The sequence below is a fragment of the Rothia nasimurium genome (assembly GCF_928382285.1).
Lineage (GTDB): Bacteria > Actinomycetota > Actinomycetes > Actinomycetales > Micrococcaceae > Rothia > Rothia nasimurium_E.
This window is the reverse complement of the sequence record NZ_CAKMSS010000001.1, coordinates 15,505-30,414: the sequence shown is the minus strand read 5'-3', so window position 1 is coordinate 30,414 and position 14,910 is coordinate 15,505. Positions and strand designations below refer to the sequence as shown.

Annotated in this window: 14 protein-coding genes and 1 tRNA gene; 2 read left to right on the top strand and 13 right to left on the bottom strand. The window is 59.9% G+C overall.

What is annotated here, in order from left to right; all coding sequences use genetic code 11:
- Nucleotides 1-10 precede the first annotated feature (10 nt).
- From L6758_RS00150 to L6758_RS00110, 9 genes are all read right to left on the bottom strand, one after another.
- Nucleotides 11-472 carry a hypothetical protein gene (locus tag L6758_RS00150; RefSeq protein ID WP_237204979.1) on the bottom strand — a complete coding sequence of 154 codons (462 nt, stop codon included), beginning with the start codon at nucleotides 470-472 and terminating at the stop codon, nucleotides 11-13.
- Between the two features lie 262 nt (nucleotides 473-734).
- Nucleotides 735-808: transfer RNA gene (locus tag L6758_RS00145), tRNA-Pro, on the bottom strand.
- 137 nt (nucleotides 809-945) lie between these two features.
- Nucleotides 946-2,523: a ribosome biogenesis GTPase Der gene (der, locus tag L6758_RS00140; RefSeq protein WP_237204978.1), complete on the bottom strand. Its 1,578-nt coding sequence runs from the start codon at nucleotides 2,521-2,523 to the stop codon at nucleotides 946-948.
- Nucleotides 2,524-2,619: 96 nt separating this feature from the next.
- Nucleotides 2,620-3,291 (bottom strand): (d)CMP kinase, encoded by a 672-nt coding sequence (gene cmk, locus L6758_RS00135; protein WP_237204977.1) that lies wholly within the window; start codon nucleotides 3,289-3,291, stop codon nucleotides 2,620-2,622.
- An 11-nt stretch (nucleotides 3,292-3,302) separates the two neighbouring features.
- A complete protein-coding gene (locus tag L6758_RS00130) occupies nucleotides 3,303-4,457 on the bottom strand; it encodes a prephenate dehydrogenase (RefSeq protein ID WP_237218591.1) in 1,155 nt (384 codons plus the stop codon).
- Nucleotides 4,457-5,539 carry a pseudouridine synthase gene (locus L6758_RS00125; RefSeq protein ID WP_237212185.1) on the bottom strand — a complete coding sequence of 361 codons (1,083 nt, stop codon included), beginning with the start codon at nucleotides 5,537-5,539 and terminating at the stop codon, nucleotides 4,457-4,459. The genes L6758_RS00130 and L6758_RS00125 overlap by 1 nt, the downstream gene beginning before the upstream one ends.
- Nucleotides 5,540-5,596: 57 nt before the next feature.
- Nucleotides 5,597-6,403, bottom strand: a complete 807-nt coding sequence (gene scpB, locus L6758_RS00120) for an SMC-Scp complex subunit ScpB (protein WP_237218590.1) — start codon at nucleotides 6,401-6,403, stop codon at nucleotides 5,597-5,599.
- On the bottom strand, nucleotides 6,400-7,230 hold the full coding sequence (locus L6758_RS00115) for a segregation and condensation protein A (protein WP_237218589.1): 831 nt from the start codon (nucleotides 7,228-7,230) through the stop codon (nucleotides 6,400-6,402). The genes scpB and L6758_RS00115 overlap by 4 nt, the downstream gene beginning before the upstream one ends.
- A 151-nt stretch (nucleotides 7,231-7,381) precedes the next feature.
- Entirely contained in the window at nucleotides 7,382-8,242 is an 861-nt protein-coding gene (locus tag L6758_RS00110) for a ParA family protein (protein WP_237185541.1), read from the bottom strand.
- Between the two features lie 386 nt (nucleotides 8,243-8,628).
- Between L6758_RS00110 and L6758_RS00105 the strand changes: the two genes are divergently transcribed.
- Nucleotides 8,629-9,615, top strand: a complete 987-nt coding sequence (locus tag L6758_RS00105) for a hypothetical protein (protein ID WP_237204972.1) — start codon at nucleotides 8,629-8,631, stop codon at nucleotides 9,613-9,615.
- An 82-nt stretch (nucleotides 9,616-9,697) separates the two neighbouring features.
- Here L6758_RS00105 and L6758_RS00100 read toward each other — a convergent pair whose 3' ends face one another.
- The 4 genes from L6758_RS00100 to L6758_RS00085 all read right to left on the bottom strand — a co-directional run bounded on the left by L6758_RS00100 (nucleotide 9,698) and on the right by L6758_RS00085 (nucleotide 13,966).
- On the bottom strand, nucleotides 9,698-10,699 hold the full coding sequence (locus L6758_RS00100; protein WP_237204971.1) for an NADP-dependent oxidoreductase: 1,002 nt from the start codon (nucleotides 10,697-10,699) through the stop codon (nucleotides 9,698-9,700).
- Nucleotides 10,700-10,736: 37 nt separating this feature from the next.
- A complete protein-coding gene (locus tag L6758_RS00095; RefSeq protein ID WP_237204970.1) occupies nucleotides 10,737-11,171 on the bottom strand; it encodes an Rrf2 family transcriptional regulator in 435 nt (144 codons plus the stop codon).
- Between the two features lie 78 nt (nucleotides 11,172-11,249).
- Complete coding sequence (locus tag L6758_RS00090; RefSeq protein WP_237204969.1) at nucleotides 11,250-11,921, bottom strand: hypothetical protein; 672 nt, start codon at nucleotides 11,919-11,921, stop codon at nucleotides 11,250-11,252.
- 134 nt (nucleotides 11,922-12,055) lie between these two features.
- Nucleotides 12,056-13,966 carry a propionyl-CoA synthetase gene (locus L6758_RS00085; protein ID WP_237204968.1) on the bottom strand — a complete coding sequence of 637 codons (1,911 nt, stop codon included), beginning with the start codon at nucleotides 13,964-13,966 and terminating at the stop codon, nucleotides 12,056-12,058.
- 250 nt (nucleotides 13,967-14,216) lie between these two features.
- Here L6758_RS00085 and L6758_RS00080 point away from each other — a divergent pair, with 250 nt between their 5' ends.
- A complete protein-coding gene (locus L6758_RS00080) occupies nucleotides 14,217-14,897 on the top strand; it encodes a GntR family transcriptional regulator (protein ID WP_237204967.1) in 681 nt (226 codons plus the stop codon).
- The last annotated feature ends 13 nt before the right edge of the window (nucleotides 14,898-14,910 follow it).

Below are 14,910 nucleotides of genomic sequence, written 5' to 3'. Positions count from 1 at the left end.
AGGCGGTTCTTTATAGTTTGATGCGGTAGCGCTGTGTGCTCGGCTTCTCTGCCAAATCGGTGAGGGTTCTCTCCAGGCTGGTGATGCGGATGCCCGGGGCGAGCACGGTGGTATCGGTAGGCAGGTGCAGCTCCCCGTGGTGCACGGTGTAGTCTTTGGCGCGGGTACGGTGGTAGCAGTAGACATGTACAGTCTCGGGCAGGTTTTCTAGGGGCAACCCGTGGAGCAGGGCGGCTGTCTGGTGGGAGAAGATAATTCCGGGGTAGGACGCCGCCAGGGCCAGTACCCGGGCAAGATAGACTTCTTCCGGCGTGAGACTATCCCAGTCGGTGCGGTGCAGGTAAAAACCGCGTGCTACCCGCCGGTAGAGCCCCCGCGCTATTGCGGCCTCAAGCTGGTAACGGTTAGGGTAACGGGCGGTGAGCTGCTGGCAGGTGAGCAGTTTCTGGTTGAGTTCTTCTAGCTGAGTCATGCCACTAGGCTAGAAAAACCAGGGCTGACCAGTACAGGCAGGGGCAGCCTGTGGATAACCCTGTAACCGCACCTACCCCGTATTTTCCAGGAAAACCCGGGGCGCGGGCGTCCGCACCTCCCCGAAAACGGTGGAGCCGTGACGCGACGATGACGCCCGGTAAGCGATATCCACAGGGCAGCTTCACCAGCTAGCCCCACTCTTTAGGTAACAAAAAAACTCCGGCCACTAGGTTTTACCCTAGTGGCCGGAGCTTTATCTGTCGGGTTGACAGGATTTGAACCTGCGACCCCTTGACCCCCAGTCAAGTGCGCTACCAAGCTGCGCCACAACCCGATTGTCTCTCGTGAACTTTACTGTTCCCTTGAGCACTCGTATAACTATACACACCTCTTTGAGAGAGTGCAAAATCGAAAACCGGGTTTTTGGAGCTTTTTTGGAGCGTTTTAGGTCACACTTCAATCAGGCCGGTGTTAGCGGCGTCCGCCCTTACCTGACTTACCGCTCTGGCGCTCCCCCAGGCTGCGGCGCTCACGCACGCGCATGGTGATGTCGATGGGGGTGCCGGTGAAGTCGAAGGTTTCACGCAGACGGCGAGCGATGAAGCGGCGGTAGCCGGGGTCCAGGAAGCCGGTGGTGAAGAGAACGAACTTGGGCGGGCGGGAGGAAACCTGGGTACCGAAGAGGATACGGGGCTGCTTACCGCCACGCAGGGGGTGGGGGTGGGCTGCCACGATTTCGCCGAGGAAGGCGTTCAGACGGCCAGTGGGGATGCGGGAGTCCCAAGATTCCAGGGAGTGTTCCAGGGCGGGAACCAGCTTGTCCTTGTGCCAGCCGGTCTTGGCTGAGATGTTGACGCGAGGTGCCCACTTCACATGGGCCAGGTCGCGCTCAATCTCGCGTTCGAGCATTTCGCGACGGTCTTCATCAAGGGTGTCCCACTTGTTGAAGGCCAGGACCATGGCGCGGCCGGAGTCAACAGCCATCTGCACGATGCGGACGTCCTGCTCGCTCAGGGGTTCTGAAACGTCCAGGAGCACCACGGCAACCTCAGCACGCTCAATAGCGGTCTGGGTGCGCAGGGAGGCGTAGAAGTCTGCGCCCTTGGCCATGTGCTGGCGGCGGCGGATACCTGCGGTATCAACGAAGCGCCAGGGGCGGCCGCCCAGTTCGACGATTTCGTCCACGGGGTCGCGGGTGGTGCCAGCCAGGTCGTTGACCACGGCGCGCTCTTCACCAGCCAGCTTGTTGAGCAGGGAGGACTTGCCCACGTTGGGGCGACCGATCAGGGCGATACGGCGGGGGCCACCCAGGGCCTCGGGCTCGGCGTACTGGGAGTGCTCGGGCAGCACCTCCATCATGGCGTCGAGCATGTCGGCCAGACCGCGGCCGTGAACGCCGGAGACGGGGTGGGGCTGGCCCATGCCGAGGGACCACAGGGCGTGGATTTCTGCTTCCTGGTGCTCGGTATCGACCTTGTTGGCAACCAGCAGAATCGGCTTGTCGACACGGCGGAGCATACGCACAATCGCTTCGTCGGTGGCTGAAATACCGACCATGGCATCTACCACGAGCAGGACGACGTCGGCGTGGGCAACAGCGATTTCTGCCTGAGCCGCGACCTGCGCGTCGATACCCTTGGCGTCGGCTTCCCAACCGCCGGTATCGACCAGGGTGAAGTCCTTGCCGTTGTGTTCGGCCTTGTAGGAGACACGGTCACGGGTCACGCCGGGCTTGTCTTCAACCACGGCTTCGCGGCGGCCAAGGATTCGGTTAATGATGGTGGACTTACCGACGTTGGGGCGGCCGACGATGGCGACGACGGGGTCAGCTTCCTGGTTGTCGTCCTCGTCGATGTCGAAGCCCCAGGAACCGAGCAGGGCACGGTCTTCTTCGTCCAGGTCGTAGTCTTCGAGGCCGGCCAGCAGGGCTTCTGCGCGCTGGTTGGCGGTTTCGTCATCGATGTCGGCTAGGCGGTCCGATACGTCATCGTCGCCGCCACCGAGGAACTTGACCTCGTAGTCGTCGTGGGGGGTGAGTTCGTCGCTCATGGGCGATACCTCCTGTGGTGGTTTCCGGCGGGTGCCGGTGCGTTGGTAGATAAGTTTAGTTGACGGTGGGGCGGACGCCTGCACGCCGCCCGGTCGTTAGCGCTTGAGTTGACCTTCGACGGCTTCGATGACCGCTGCGATGGTTTCTTCGAAGTTGAGCTCTGATGAATCAACGAGAGCTACGCCTTCGGCGGCTTCGGTGAAGCTGGTGACCTTGGAGTCTTTGGCGTCGCGGGCTGAGACCTGGGCTGCGAGCTGCTCGGAGTTCTGGGTGCCGCCCAGCTGCAGGCCGCGGCGGGCAAGGCGCACTTCTTCGCTGGCGGTGAGTAGGACGCGGGCGTCGGCGTCGGGGGCAACGACGGTGGTGATGTCGCGACCTTCTGCCACCATGCCGGTCTTAGAACGGGCGATGAAGTCCCGCTGCAGGTCGATTAGGATCTGGCGCACGTCCATGTTCGAGGCAACAGCAGAAACAGCCTCTGAGATGCGGGGTTCGCGGATAGCCTCGCGCACGTCTACTCCCCCGACCTCGATGATTTCTTCGTGGGGGCTGGTGCCCTGCACGTAGGGGAAGCTGCGGGCGGCAGCAACCAGGGCTGCGGCGTCCTCGGTATCGACCCGGGTATCGAGGCAGTACCAGGTCAGGGCGCGGTACATGGCGCCGGTGTCCAGGTATTCGAGCCCGTAGTGGCGGGCTACAGCTTTAGATACCGAGGACTTGCCAGAACCTGAAGGGCCGTCAATGGCGATCACGAGCTTGTCAGACATAGTTTTCTTCCTTACTTGACGACCTTCCAGCCGCGGCTGGTGAGGTCTTCGATCAGTTTTTCGTGTTCGTTGGGGTTCACCGATAGTTCAGCCATGCCCACCTGGGCACCGGGGGAATGCTCTAGGCGCAGGTCCTCCAGGTTGACTCCCAGTTCACCGATTTCAACGAGCAGGCGGGCTAGGGTGCCGGGGGTGTCGTCCACCAGCACGGTGAGCTGGGCAAAAGCGGACGGTGAACCGCCGTGCTTGCCGGGTATGCGGGCCACGCCCGAGTTACCCTCGCTCATCAGCTGGGCGATATCGAGCCTAGCCCCGGCAGCGGTGGGGGCTTCCAGGGTGCTGATGAGGCGCTCTAGGTCCTCACGCACCCCGTAAAGGGTCTGCACCACGGGCTCGGCATTGGCCGAAAGGATCTGCACCCACAGCCCGGGGTCTGAGGCTGCGATACGGGTAGTATCACGCAGGCCCTGCCCGGCCAGGCCGAGCGCATAGAGGGGGGTATCCTGCAGACGAGAGGCCAGCAGAGAGCTCATTACCTGGGGCACATGGGAAATCAGGGCGACGGTGCGGTCGTGCTCTTCCACATCCATATGGGTGATGGTTGAGCCCAGTTCGGTTGCCAGCTGCTGGGCTACCTTCACCAGTTCGGGGCGCACCGTCTCGTGGTCGCAGAGCACCCAGGGGCGGGCTGAGAAGAGCTCACCGCGGGCAGCCACGGGGCCGGATTTTTCACGCCCGGCCATGGGGTGGGTGCCCAGGTAGCGGCTCACATCAGCCCCTGCTTCCTGCACCGCGCTCAAGATACCCGACTTCACCGAGGCTATGTCGATGACAAAGGACGCCGGGTAGTCAGCGAGCGCGCGCGCCACCAGGTCGGCGGTGACGTCCGGGGGTGCCGCCACGACGACCAGCTGAGGGGTAAGTTCCAGCTGGTCGGGGGCTTCCTGCCCTGTTTTCCTTTGCCACTCGGTGGCTAGGGCTCGCAGGGAGGTTCCGGCGCCGATGTCTTCGGCGACGGATTCGGTGGTGGGTGAGATATCGGAGATGTAGACCGTGTAGCCGCGGTGGCTCAGGCCCAGCCCGATGGAGGCACCCAGCAGGCCCGCGCCAATCACCAGGACGGGGCCGTGCAGGTGGGAGTCGAAGACGGTGGGTGAACCGCTCATTACATGCCTACCGAGGCCAGCAGCTTACCGATTTCGACCTTGGACAGGTTGCGTACGGTGCCCTGCTTCTGGGAGCCGATGTGGATGGGGCCCATCTCAACACGCACGAGCTTCTCGACGGGGTAGCCGACGTGCTCGAACATGCGGCGGATGATGCGGTTCTTGCCGGAGTGGATGGTGACCTCAACGAGCACATGGCCGGGGGTTGAGTCGACCAGCTTAAACTCGTCAACGCGAGTGACGCCGTCCTCCAGGCGCAGGCCCTTCTTCATGGCTGCACCGATACCGGGTTCCATGGGGCCGGGTACCTGCACCAGGTAGGTCTTGGGCACCTCGTAGGAGGGGTGAGTCAGGCGGTTGGCCAGCTCACCGTCGTTGGTCAGCAGGAGCAGACCTTCGGTTTCAACATCCAGGCGGCCCACGTGGAAGACCCGTTCGGTCATGGAGGAGCGCAGGAAGTTGGAGATGTTGGGGCGGCCGTCGGGGTCGCCCATGGCTGAGACGACACCGGCGGGCTTGTTGAGCACCATGTAGACCAGCTTGTCGTTGGTCTGAATAGTCATGCCGTCAACCTGGATAGTGACCTGGTCGGGGTTAACGCGTACGCCAAGTTCGGTTACAAGGACGTCGTTGACGGTCACGCGGCCCTCTTCAATCATTTCTTCGCAGACGCGGCGGGAGGCCACACCTGCGGACGCCATGACCTTCTGCAGGCGGACGCCCTCATGGTCGTAGAAGGGGTAGTGGTCAACGGGCGCATTCTTGGGGCGGCGCGGACGGTGGGGGCCAAAGTTCTTGGAGCCGCGGTTAGCGGGGCGGAACTCGCCCATTTCCTTAGCGAAGGGCTGGCCTGAGCGGAACTTAGGTCCCTTGCCGGTGCCTGCCTTGCGGGGGCCGCCGGGGGTACCGGGCTTAGCACCCTTGTTACCGGCGAAACCTGAGCGGCCTGAACCGCCCTTACCGGCTCCGCCCTTGCCAGCGCCGGCAAAACCCTTGCCGCCGCGTCCGGCTCCTGCTTTGCCTGCACCGGGGCGGCCGCCGCGGTTTGAGTTACCTCGTGATGAGTTGTTTCCGTATGCCATTTCTTTTATCTCTTTCCTCTGTGTCGTAGTTTCTGGTGATGCCGCAGCTAGCTAGCGCTAGCTGGGGTCATCCAAGTCTAGGGTGGTGGTGCTGCTGCCCACCTCGTGGGGGTCGGGTAGGTAGGGGGCCAGGGCGGGAAGCTCGTCAAGGGAGTTCAGCCCCAGCTTTTCAAGCAGGGTGTCGGTGGTGATGTACTGGGTGGCCCCGGTTTCATCGGGCACGGTCTCAGTGATGAGGCCGCGCTGTAGGAGGTTGCGCACCGCCGCGTCTGCCGAAACCCCGCGCACCTGGGCAATATAGGCCCTGGTGGCCGGTTGCTGATAGGCAATAACGGCCAGGGTTTCGAGGGCTGCCTTGGTGAGTTTGACGGTCTGGGCGCCCACCACGAACCGGCTGACCCAGGGTGAAAAATCAGCCCGGGAGTAGAGCCGCCAGCCACCTGCCACTTGGCGGAGTTCAAAGCCGCGGGGCTCGTGGGTGCCGGTGGCATCGTCGTAGCCGTCGTAGTCGCGCATCAGCTCGTCGAGGGCGGTTTCGATGGCTCGTTCTGAGACGATCAGGGCCGCCGCGAACTCACGAACGCTCACCGGCACATCGGCTACCGCCAAAATCGCCTCGATAGCGGCTTTCACGCCGCCGGGTTGGAGCTCAACTCGGTTGAGTTCGTGGGCGGACGCCGCCACCTGCGGAGCGGCTTTCGTTGGCTTAGCAGCGGGTTGGGGTGCCACCGGGGAGGTTTCTTCTGGTACTGGCTCGGGCTGCGGTGCTGGCTCAGGTTCGGGCTCCTGCTCCGGTTCAGCGTCCCAGCTGCCGGAGAGCAGAATCTTGAGGTCATCGTCGGTGTAGTCGGGGTTCCCGCTCATTCTGTCTCTCCTTCCCGGTGGGCGGTTGCTGGGCTTTCAAGGCGCAGGGTGATGGGGCCCAGAGCCTGGCCCTGTTCTACGGCGAGTTTGCCCTCTTTATAGAGTTCTAGCACCGCAAGAAAGCGGACGGCCACGACTTCGCGGCTGGAGGCGTCCGCACAGGCCTCGGCGAAACTCAACTGCCCGCCGCTCTCCCCCAGCTTGGCCAACAGCGTCGCTTCTTCGGCTGCGATGGTGGTGGCCGGGGTGTAGATGTGGCCGGTGTCGATGTGCTCGGGTTCCGGCTCGATGTCGGGGTCTTCGTGCAGGCGCAGGGCGCGGGCGGCAATCTCAGCAAAGGCCTGCGGGGTCAGGTCGAAGACCAGCTCGGGTAGTACCTTGGTGAAGGCCGGTTCGAGGGCGACGGTGCGGGAAAAGCGCTGGTTTTCTGCGGTGAATCGCTCTTCGAGCACGCTTGCAACCTCGCGGTAGGCCCGGTACTGAAGCAGGCGGGCAAAGAGCAGGTCGCGGGCTTCAAGCAGGTCGGGGTTGGCGGCTAGAGCTTTGTCGCTGCGCGGGAGCAGTCGCGCTGTTTTGAGTTCGAGCAGGGTGGAAGCGGTGACGAGAAAGTCGCTTGCGGTGTTGAGGGCGGCATCGCTGCCGTCTTCAAGCAGGGGGCGGATGTAGGTGAGAAATTCGTCGGTGACTTCGGCCAGGGCGATATCGGTGATATCGAGTTTACGGCGGGAAATCAGGGTGAGCAGCAGGTCGAAGGGTCCTTCGAAGTTGCTTAGGGTGAGCGTAAAGGGCGCAGGGGCGCTCTGGGTAAGTGTGTTCGGTACCGTCACGGCAGCGAGTCTCCTGTGGGTCTTTGAGCCAGGATTCGGCGGCTTCTCATGAGCCGTTCTTTTTCTGTGTTTTAACCATTGTGCCCGCCTGCCCCGAGGTTCTTCAAGGGCAGACGGGCAAAAGTAGCCTAGAGCATAGGGGCAGGTGCGTTTAGGGGGCGCCGCCGCGGGAGATCAGCTCGCGGGCTAGCTGGCGGTAGGCCTCGGCACCGGGGTGGTTCGAGGCGTACGACAGGATAGGTTCTGCCGATACGGAGGCATCGGGGAACTTAACGGTGCGCTTAATGACGGTGTCGAAGACCTTGTCTCCAAAGGCGTCAACGATACGGGCCAGTACCTCTTTTGAGTGCAGGGTGCGGGAGTCGAACATGGTGGCGAGCACGCCGTCGATTTCGAGCTTGGGGTTCAGGCGGTCCTGCACCTTTTCGATGGAGTCCACCAGCAGGGCTACCGCGCGCAGGGCGAAGAACTCGCAGATGAGCGGGATGATGACGCCGTGGCTGGCGGTCAGGGCGTTGACGGTGAGTAGGCCCAGGGAGGGCTGGCAGTCAATCAGGATAACGTCGTAGTCGTTTTCGACCTTGCGCAGGGCGCTGGCGAGAACCTGCTCGCGGGCGACCTCGTTGACCAGCTGCACTTCGGCTGCGGAGAGGTCGATGTTGGCGGGGAGCAGGTCGATGTTCTCGAATTCGGTGCTCTGGATAACCTCGCGGATATCGACCTTGCGGTCCATCATGACGTTGTAGACGGTGAGGTCGAGTTCGTGGGGGTTGGCGCCGAAACCGGCGGACAGCGCGCCCTGAGGATCGAAGTCGACGAGTAGGACGCGGCGTCCGGCTTCTGCGAGCGCGGCACCGAGGTTGATGGTGGAGGTGGTTTTTCCGACGCCGCCCTTTTGGTTGACCATGGAGATGATGCGGGCGGGCCCGTGAGTGGAGAGGGGGGCGGGGTCGGGGTAGATGCGCAGGGGGCGGCCGGTGGGGCCGAGCTGCTCAGCGCCGGTTTCAGTCACTGTGTTTCACCTTTGGTTGGGTTCAAGACTTTTACCTACCAGTTTAGCTGGTGGGTGCAAGTCATCACCTTCTAGTTCATTTCAACGACGATTTTGCCGGGGCCGCCTTGCCTGCTGCGAGCAGGTCGAGGGCTTCTTCCAAACGCTAGGAACCAGGAGGTTATGCCAGGTAGCTGTTACCACAGCTCCAAAGGATTAAACCAATGATCGTTGTTAGGGAACACCTTGAGTGAGTTATCAGTATGAGCGACCTCAGCAGTCACTGAAGTTACAGATTTACCAGATTTGGAATCTCAAAACCTTCTGTGCGGTGACTACATGCCACTACAATCGTTAACAACTCATCAGAACTCCAAATCTCTTGATTTTATAAGTAAAGGTTGCCCATGGATTCCACAGTTCCTGCCGCTAAGCCAACAGTAGATGAAGACTCTAAAAGCACTGAACTAAATCTAGATTCAGCGTTACCCCCGTCTGAGGCCCTTCAACCCGTTACAGACGAAGTTACTGACGACGAGGCAGAAGAAATAGGTAGAAAATTTATCACTACCATCACTCGCCTTAAGGGTGTCAAAATTGACAGAGAGGCGTTCATTAGGAGTGAACTTGAAAAGGCATTCATTCCTGAAGACAAAATTGATGAGGTAATCAATTCTACTCCCGCTCAGGCCGGTATAGACTCGCGTCTTATCGATAAACTTGCAAAATCTGCTATCGAATTTGAGACTCGTAAATCCTCAGCAATCTCTTTTGCTGCCGGCCTTCCTGGCGGGTTTGGAATGATTGCAACCATTCCCGCTGATGTTACGCAATACTATGTACATGCATTCCGCGTGATGCAGAAATTAGCATATTTGTATGGATGGCAGTCGTTCATCTCTGATTTGAACGAAAAAGATGATGAAACAGTTGCAAAATTTGCGATGTTTCTTGGAGTAATGCTTGGAGTAGGGGGTGCGGCAAATAATCTCATGAAATTTGCGAACGATATAGCTCGCCCTGCTGTTCAACGAAATATCGCTAAAAAGGCTCTAACGAAAACCTTTTATTACGGCCCAATCAAAAAGACACTGAGATTTATCGGGGTTAAGGTTACCAAAGACAGCTTTGCAAAAGGTGTAGCAAAGGCTGTCCCCCTGGCTGGCGGGATAATTTCCGGAAGCCTAACCTACGCGTCCCTTAAATCCCAATCAGGCCAGCTTCAGAAGCACCTAAAGGGACTCCCACTAGCATGGCCCGATGGCAAGGTGCCCGAAGAGTTTATCCTCGATGAAGATGAGTCCAAGACCAACAAAAAAGAGCAAGCTAAACAAATTATCGGTTCAGCAAAAGGAAAGCTTCCCCTTTCTCTAAAAAATAGAAAGAAAAGCTAAATTCAATTGTTGAAGTAAGATTATTAAGTGAAACCACCGAACTCTCGAGAGTTCGGTGGTTTCACTCAAAATTCGATTACCTCTAATTCGTTTCAACGACGATTTTGCCGGGGCCACCCTTGCCTGCTGCGAGTAGGTCGAGGGCTTCTTCCAGGCGGTCAAAGGGTAGGGTCTGGGCGACCAGGGGCTTAATAGCGCCAGATTCGATGGCGGGTGTGTAGTTCTTGAGCTGGTCTGCCTCAGCCCGCATGAAGAGGAACTTGTAGGTCACGCCGAGCTTCTTGGCAGCAGCCCGCTCTTTTCGGCTGAGGAACCACATGACCGGGGTCAGGGCCTTCTTACCGAGCTGGGCGGCGAAGTCGGTATCGGGCGCCCCGACCACGGTCACCAGGATGCCGCCGGGTGCCAGCACCTTCATGGAACGAGTGGTTTCCCCCTTGCCCAAGGTATCGAGCACGATGTCGTAGCCCGAGATGTGCTCCTCGTAGTTCTGGGTGCGGTAGTCGATAACCACGTCAGCCCCCAGGGTCTTAGCCAGCTCGACGTTCTTGGTGCTGACGGTGGTGGCAACGGTTGCGCCCAGGCGCTTGGCGACCTGGATAGCGATAGAGCCCAACCCGCCGGTACCGCCCTGGATGAAGACCTTATCACCGGGCTTGATGGGGGCCTTTTCGGTGAAGGCCTGAATAGCGGTGAGTAGGACCAGGGGCAGGCCAGCGGCTTCAGCGTAGGTCAGGTTGGCAGGCAGGGGCGCAATCTGGGCAGCGTCTACAGCGACCTGTTCGGCAAATCCGCCGGTAACGTCGATAGGCAGGCGGGTAAAGACCTTATCCCCTACCGAGTAGTCGGTGACGCCGCTACCGACGGCGAGGACGTCCCCGGCGACTTCCTGCCCCAGGATGAGGGGGAGCTTGTAGGGCAGGAGCTGCTTGAAATCACCGCGGGCAATCATGGCATCAAGCGGGTTGAGGCCTGCGGCGCGGACGCCAATAACCACCTGGCCGGGCCCGGCGACGGGGGCGGGGACGTCCGCCCACTGAGTGGCACCGCCGTTGGCGTAGGAGGTGAGGGTAAAGGCTTTCATGGTTTTCTCTTTCGGGTGGGTGATAGTGGAGGCGATGTTAAATTTGAGCGTCGGGGTGGGCTGCTAGGTAGCTGGCCCTGATATCTTCGATGACTGTATCCAGGGTGATTCCTGCTAGCTGGTCGGTCATGGCCTGTTCGGCACGGGCGGCGATGGGGTCGAGCACCGCATTGATATGGCCCCCTACCGGGCATTCCGGGTTGGCGTTTTGGTGGGTATCAATGTGGATGTTGGGGTTAACGGCCCGGTAGATATCGAGCAGGGTCATTTCGGTTTTCGGCTTACCGAGCTGGTAGTCAAAGCTACCGGGGATGCGGTCAAGCAGGTCTGCTTTTTTGAGCAGGGAGATGATTTTGCGAATGTAGCTGGCGTTGGTGCCCGCGCTGGTTGCTATGGCCTCAGAGGTGAGTTTATCGTCGGCTTCCGAGAGCATGACCAGGGTGTGTACGGCGACCGAGAATTTTGTATCCACAGAACATCCTTTTTGTATTTGTTTCAGCAACAGATACAAATATAGGGCACGAACCGACACAAATCAAATCTTCCCCAGCTAACGAACAGCCAGCACCCCAAAGAAGACTGCCCCTACTAGCAACATCAGGCTATAGAGAGCGGTTAGGTTGGCATTCTTAATCCTTGCAAGCACACCTGTGACAGCGTGAGCAAAGCCCGGGAAGCGGTCCCAGCTTGCTTCGAGTAGCAGGTAGGGCCCAACCATACCGACTGTAAAGATGAGATAGGCCAGCACCCATTCAACCGCGTTGTGGCTCACCGTTGTGAGCAGGCGACCCACCATATACATCGTTGCCATCGAGCTCAATCCGATAGCCGAATTCAAAAAGCCTTCTAGCACAGCTTTCCGGGGTGAGAGGTGTAAGTTTTTAACCTTATGTGCCCTCTTGGGGCGGTTTCTGCGCGTCCAGAGCAGGACTGCCGATAGTGCAAGCAGCAGGGCGGCACCGGCATCAATGCTTTTTCGCACGAGGACTTTGCTCGCATCGCTGTGAACCAGCTGTATTAGGTTCTCTGGGTCAACGAAGCGGAAGAGCAGGACGAGGACGGTAGCCCCCATGACAATTCCGCCACTAATCCAGCGGACAATATGCATTTTGCTGGGGTCGTTGATGAGCGCCAGAAAGGTGATGCTGTAGAGCGAGGGGCTAAAGCCCATCATGAGCCCCAGCCCGAGCAGGGCAGGCGCAGCGGTGAGAAGGGTTGTCATGGCTACCAGTATGGCACGGGCAACCAGCCCTACCCAGATCGCGCCTCTAACCCCTACCAGGCTAACCAAGAGGCTTATTCATAGGAGGCTCCGCAGGCTCACGCTCGCTGTGAGCCTGCGAAGCCCCTTATGAGTTAGCTACGCAGCACCTTAGCGATATCGTCCAGCACGCTCATATCTTCAATAGTGGAGGGCACGGTGTACTGCTCGCCGTCGGCAATCTGGCGCATGGTCTTGCGCAGGATCTTGCCGGAGCGGGTCTTGGGCAGACCGTCCACAATCTTGACGTCCTTGAAGTCGGCCACCGCACCGATGTCATTGCGCACGCTGGCGATGAGTTCGGCAGCCAGCTGCTCTTCGGTGATGTCGGCACCGGCTTTGAGTACCACATAGCCGGCGGGCCGCTGACCTTTGAGCTGGTCAGCCACACCGATCACTGCGCACTCAGCGACAGCCGGGTGGCCGGCGAGTACCTGTTCCATAGCACCGGTTGAGAGGCGGTGACCCGATACGTTGATGACGTCGTCCGTGCGCCCCATGACGAAGACGTAGCCGTCTTCATCAATGTAGCCTGAGTCGCCGGTGGTGTAGTAGCCGGGGAAGGCATCGAGGTAGGAGGAAATGTAGCGGTCGTCGTTGCCCCAGAGGGTGGGCAGGGTACCCGGGGGCATGGGTAGTTTGATGGCAAGGTTGCCCTCTTCGCCGGGGCCAACGGGCTCACCGAAGGGGTCGAGCACCTGCAGGTTGTAACCGGGTGAAGGAACAGAGGGGGAGCCAGGCTTCAGAGGCAGAGCTTCCAGCCCCCGGGGATTAGCCGCAATGGCCCAGCCGGTTTCGGTCTGCCACCAGTTATCAATGACGGGCACGCCCAGTTTCTCGGTGGCCCAGTGGTAGGTTTCGGGGTCCAGGCGCTCACCGGCAACGAAGAGCAGCTGTAGGGAGGAAATATCGTAGCCGCCGAGTAGCTCAGCTTCGGGGTCAGCCTTGCGGATGGCTCGCAGGGCGGTGGGAGCGGTGAAGAGGGACTTGGCACCGGATTCCTGGATAACCCGCCAGAAGGCGCCGGCGTCCGGAGTTCCAACAGGCTTACCTTCGTACAGAACAGTGGTTGCCCCGGCCAGCAGGGGACCGTAGACAATGTAGGAGTGGCCTACAACCCAGCCCACATCCGAGGCACACCACATCACTTCACCGAGGCCCACATTGTAAATATTTTTCATGGTCCAGGTCAGAGCCACGGCGTGACCACCGTTATCGCGCACTACACCCTTGGGAGAGCCAGTCGTGCCAGAGGTGTACAGAATGTAGAGGGGGTCGGTGGCCTTCACGTCGACAGGTGCGTGCGGCTGGGCTGCCTCTACGGCCTGACCCCAATCGAGCCAGGTCACGCCGGTGGAGTTCTCTTCAGCTCGGCGCACCGCATCAGATACCGAGTTCTCAAAGCCCTCACGCTCGAAGACCAGCACGGTCGCAGGCTTGGTCTGCGATAGCTCAATAGCCTTTTCGACGGCGGGAATGTACTCGATACGGCGCTTGGGTTCCACACCGCCAGAAGCGGTCAGGACGACGGTGGGCGAGCAGTCGTTGATACGGCTAGCCAGTTCGTTGGGGGCAAAGCCACCAAAGACCACCGAATGCACGGCGCCCAGGCGGGCAACCGCCAGCATGGCCATAGCAGCCTGGGGAATCATGGGCATATAGATGAGTACGCGGTCGCCTTTTTCGACCCCGGCGGACGCGAGCGCCCCGGCAATTTTTTCTACCTCGCCTTTGAGTTCTGAGTAGGTGATGTTCTGGCGGGTGCCGAGCATGGCTGAGTCGTAGGTGATGGCGGTGCGATCGCCGTGGCCGGCTTCTACGTGGCGGTCAACGGCGTTGTAGCAGGTGTTGAGGGTGCCGTCGGGGAACCAGCGGTACAGCGGGGCAGCATCGCTATCGAGGGCGCGGGTTGGTTCGGTTGACCAGCTAATGGCCTGTGCCTGCTCTAGCCAGAACTCTTCCTGGTTTTCGATGCTGCGGGTGTAGGTGTCAGCGTATGTTGCCATGTGGGGTGCTCCTTTACGGACGCCGGTGGTGGGTTGTCATGAGGGAGTGACTCCAACCTAGTGCGAGGGGTCACATTTGGCAAGGTTTTGTATACAGAAATTTGTGAAACTGATGAAAATGACACATTATTTCACGCATAGTCCGAAAAATTTCCCCCTTTTGTATACAAAACTCGGGTCGGTGTTTTAGAGTGGTCACAACCGCCAATTTCAGTGCAACACATCACAAAACTGTGAAAGGAGAGAGCGAATGAGAGCTGGTGAACTGGCCTATCAGAGCCTGCGCAGCGACATCATGGAGGGAATGCTCGCTCCCGGTTCTGTGATTGCAGAGGTAGAACAGTCAGAGCGATTGGGGGTCTCTCGTACTCCCGTCCGCGAAGCTATATCCCGTCTCCTCGCTGAGGGTCTTGCCGAACCGGCGCCGGGCCGCGGCGTCATCGTTGCACCGATTTCTCTAGCGAATGTGTACGCCCTCTTTGAGCTACGCACCTCGCTCGACAGCACAGCGGCAGCACTTGCGGCACGTCGAGGCGATTCCAAGGTCTTCAAAGAGCTGGCACAGGCCTTTGAAGAGGCATCATTTGCCCTGCACCGCGGAGAAGCCTCGCTGGCGGAGTACTACTCCCTGGTAGATGAGCTCGACACCGCGATCGACGCAGCAGCCAACAACCGCTACCTGCACCAAGCACAGACGTCCTTGCGCACCCAGCTCACCCGCATCCGCAAGCTTTCTAAAGCCAACCCCGTCCGGCTAGAGCAGGCGGCTGAAGAGCACGCCCAGATTGCCCGCTGCATCGCCTCCGGCGACCCGCAGCTTGCTGAAGCCGCTACCCGCCTGCACCTAGCCAATGCGCTCTACGCCATCGAAGAGGCCGCAGCCTCCCAGAGCCAGCACAGTCTTTTCAACCATCCAGAACCAACAGCCTAAGAAACCCCTCACC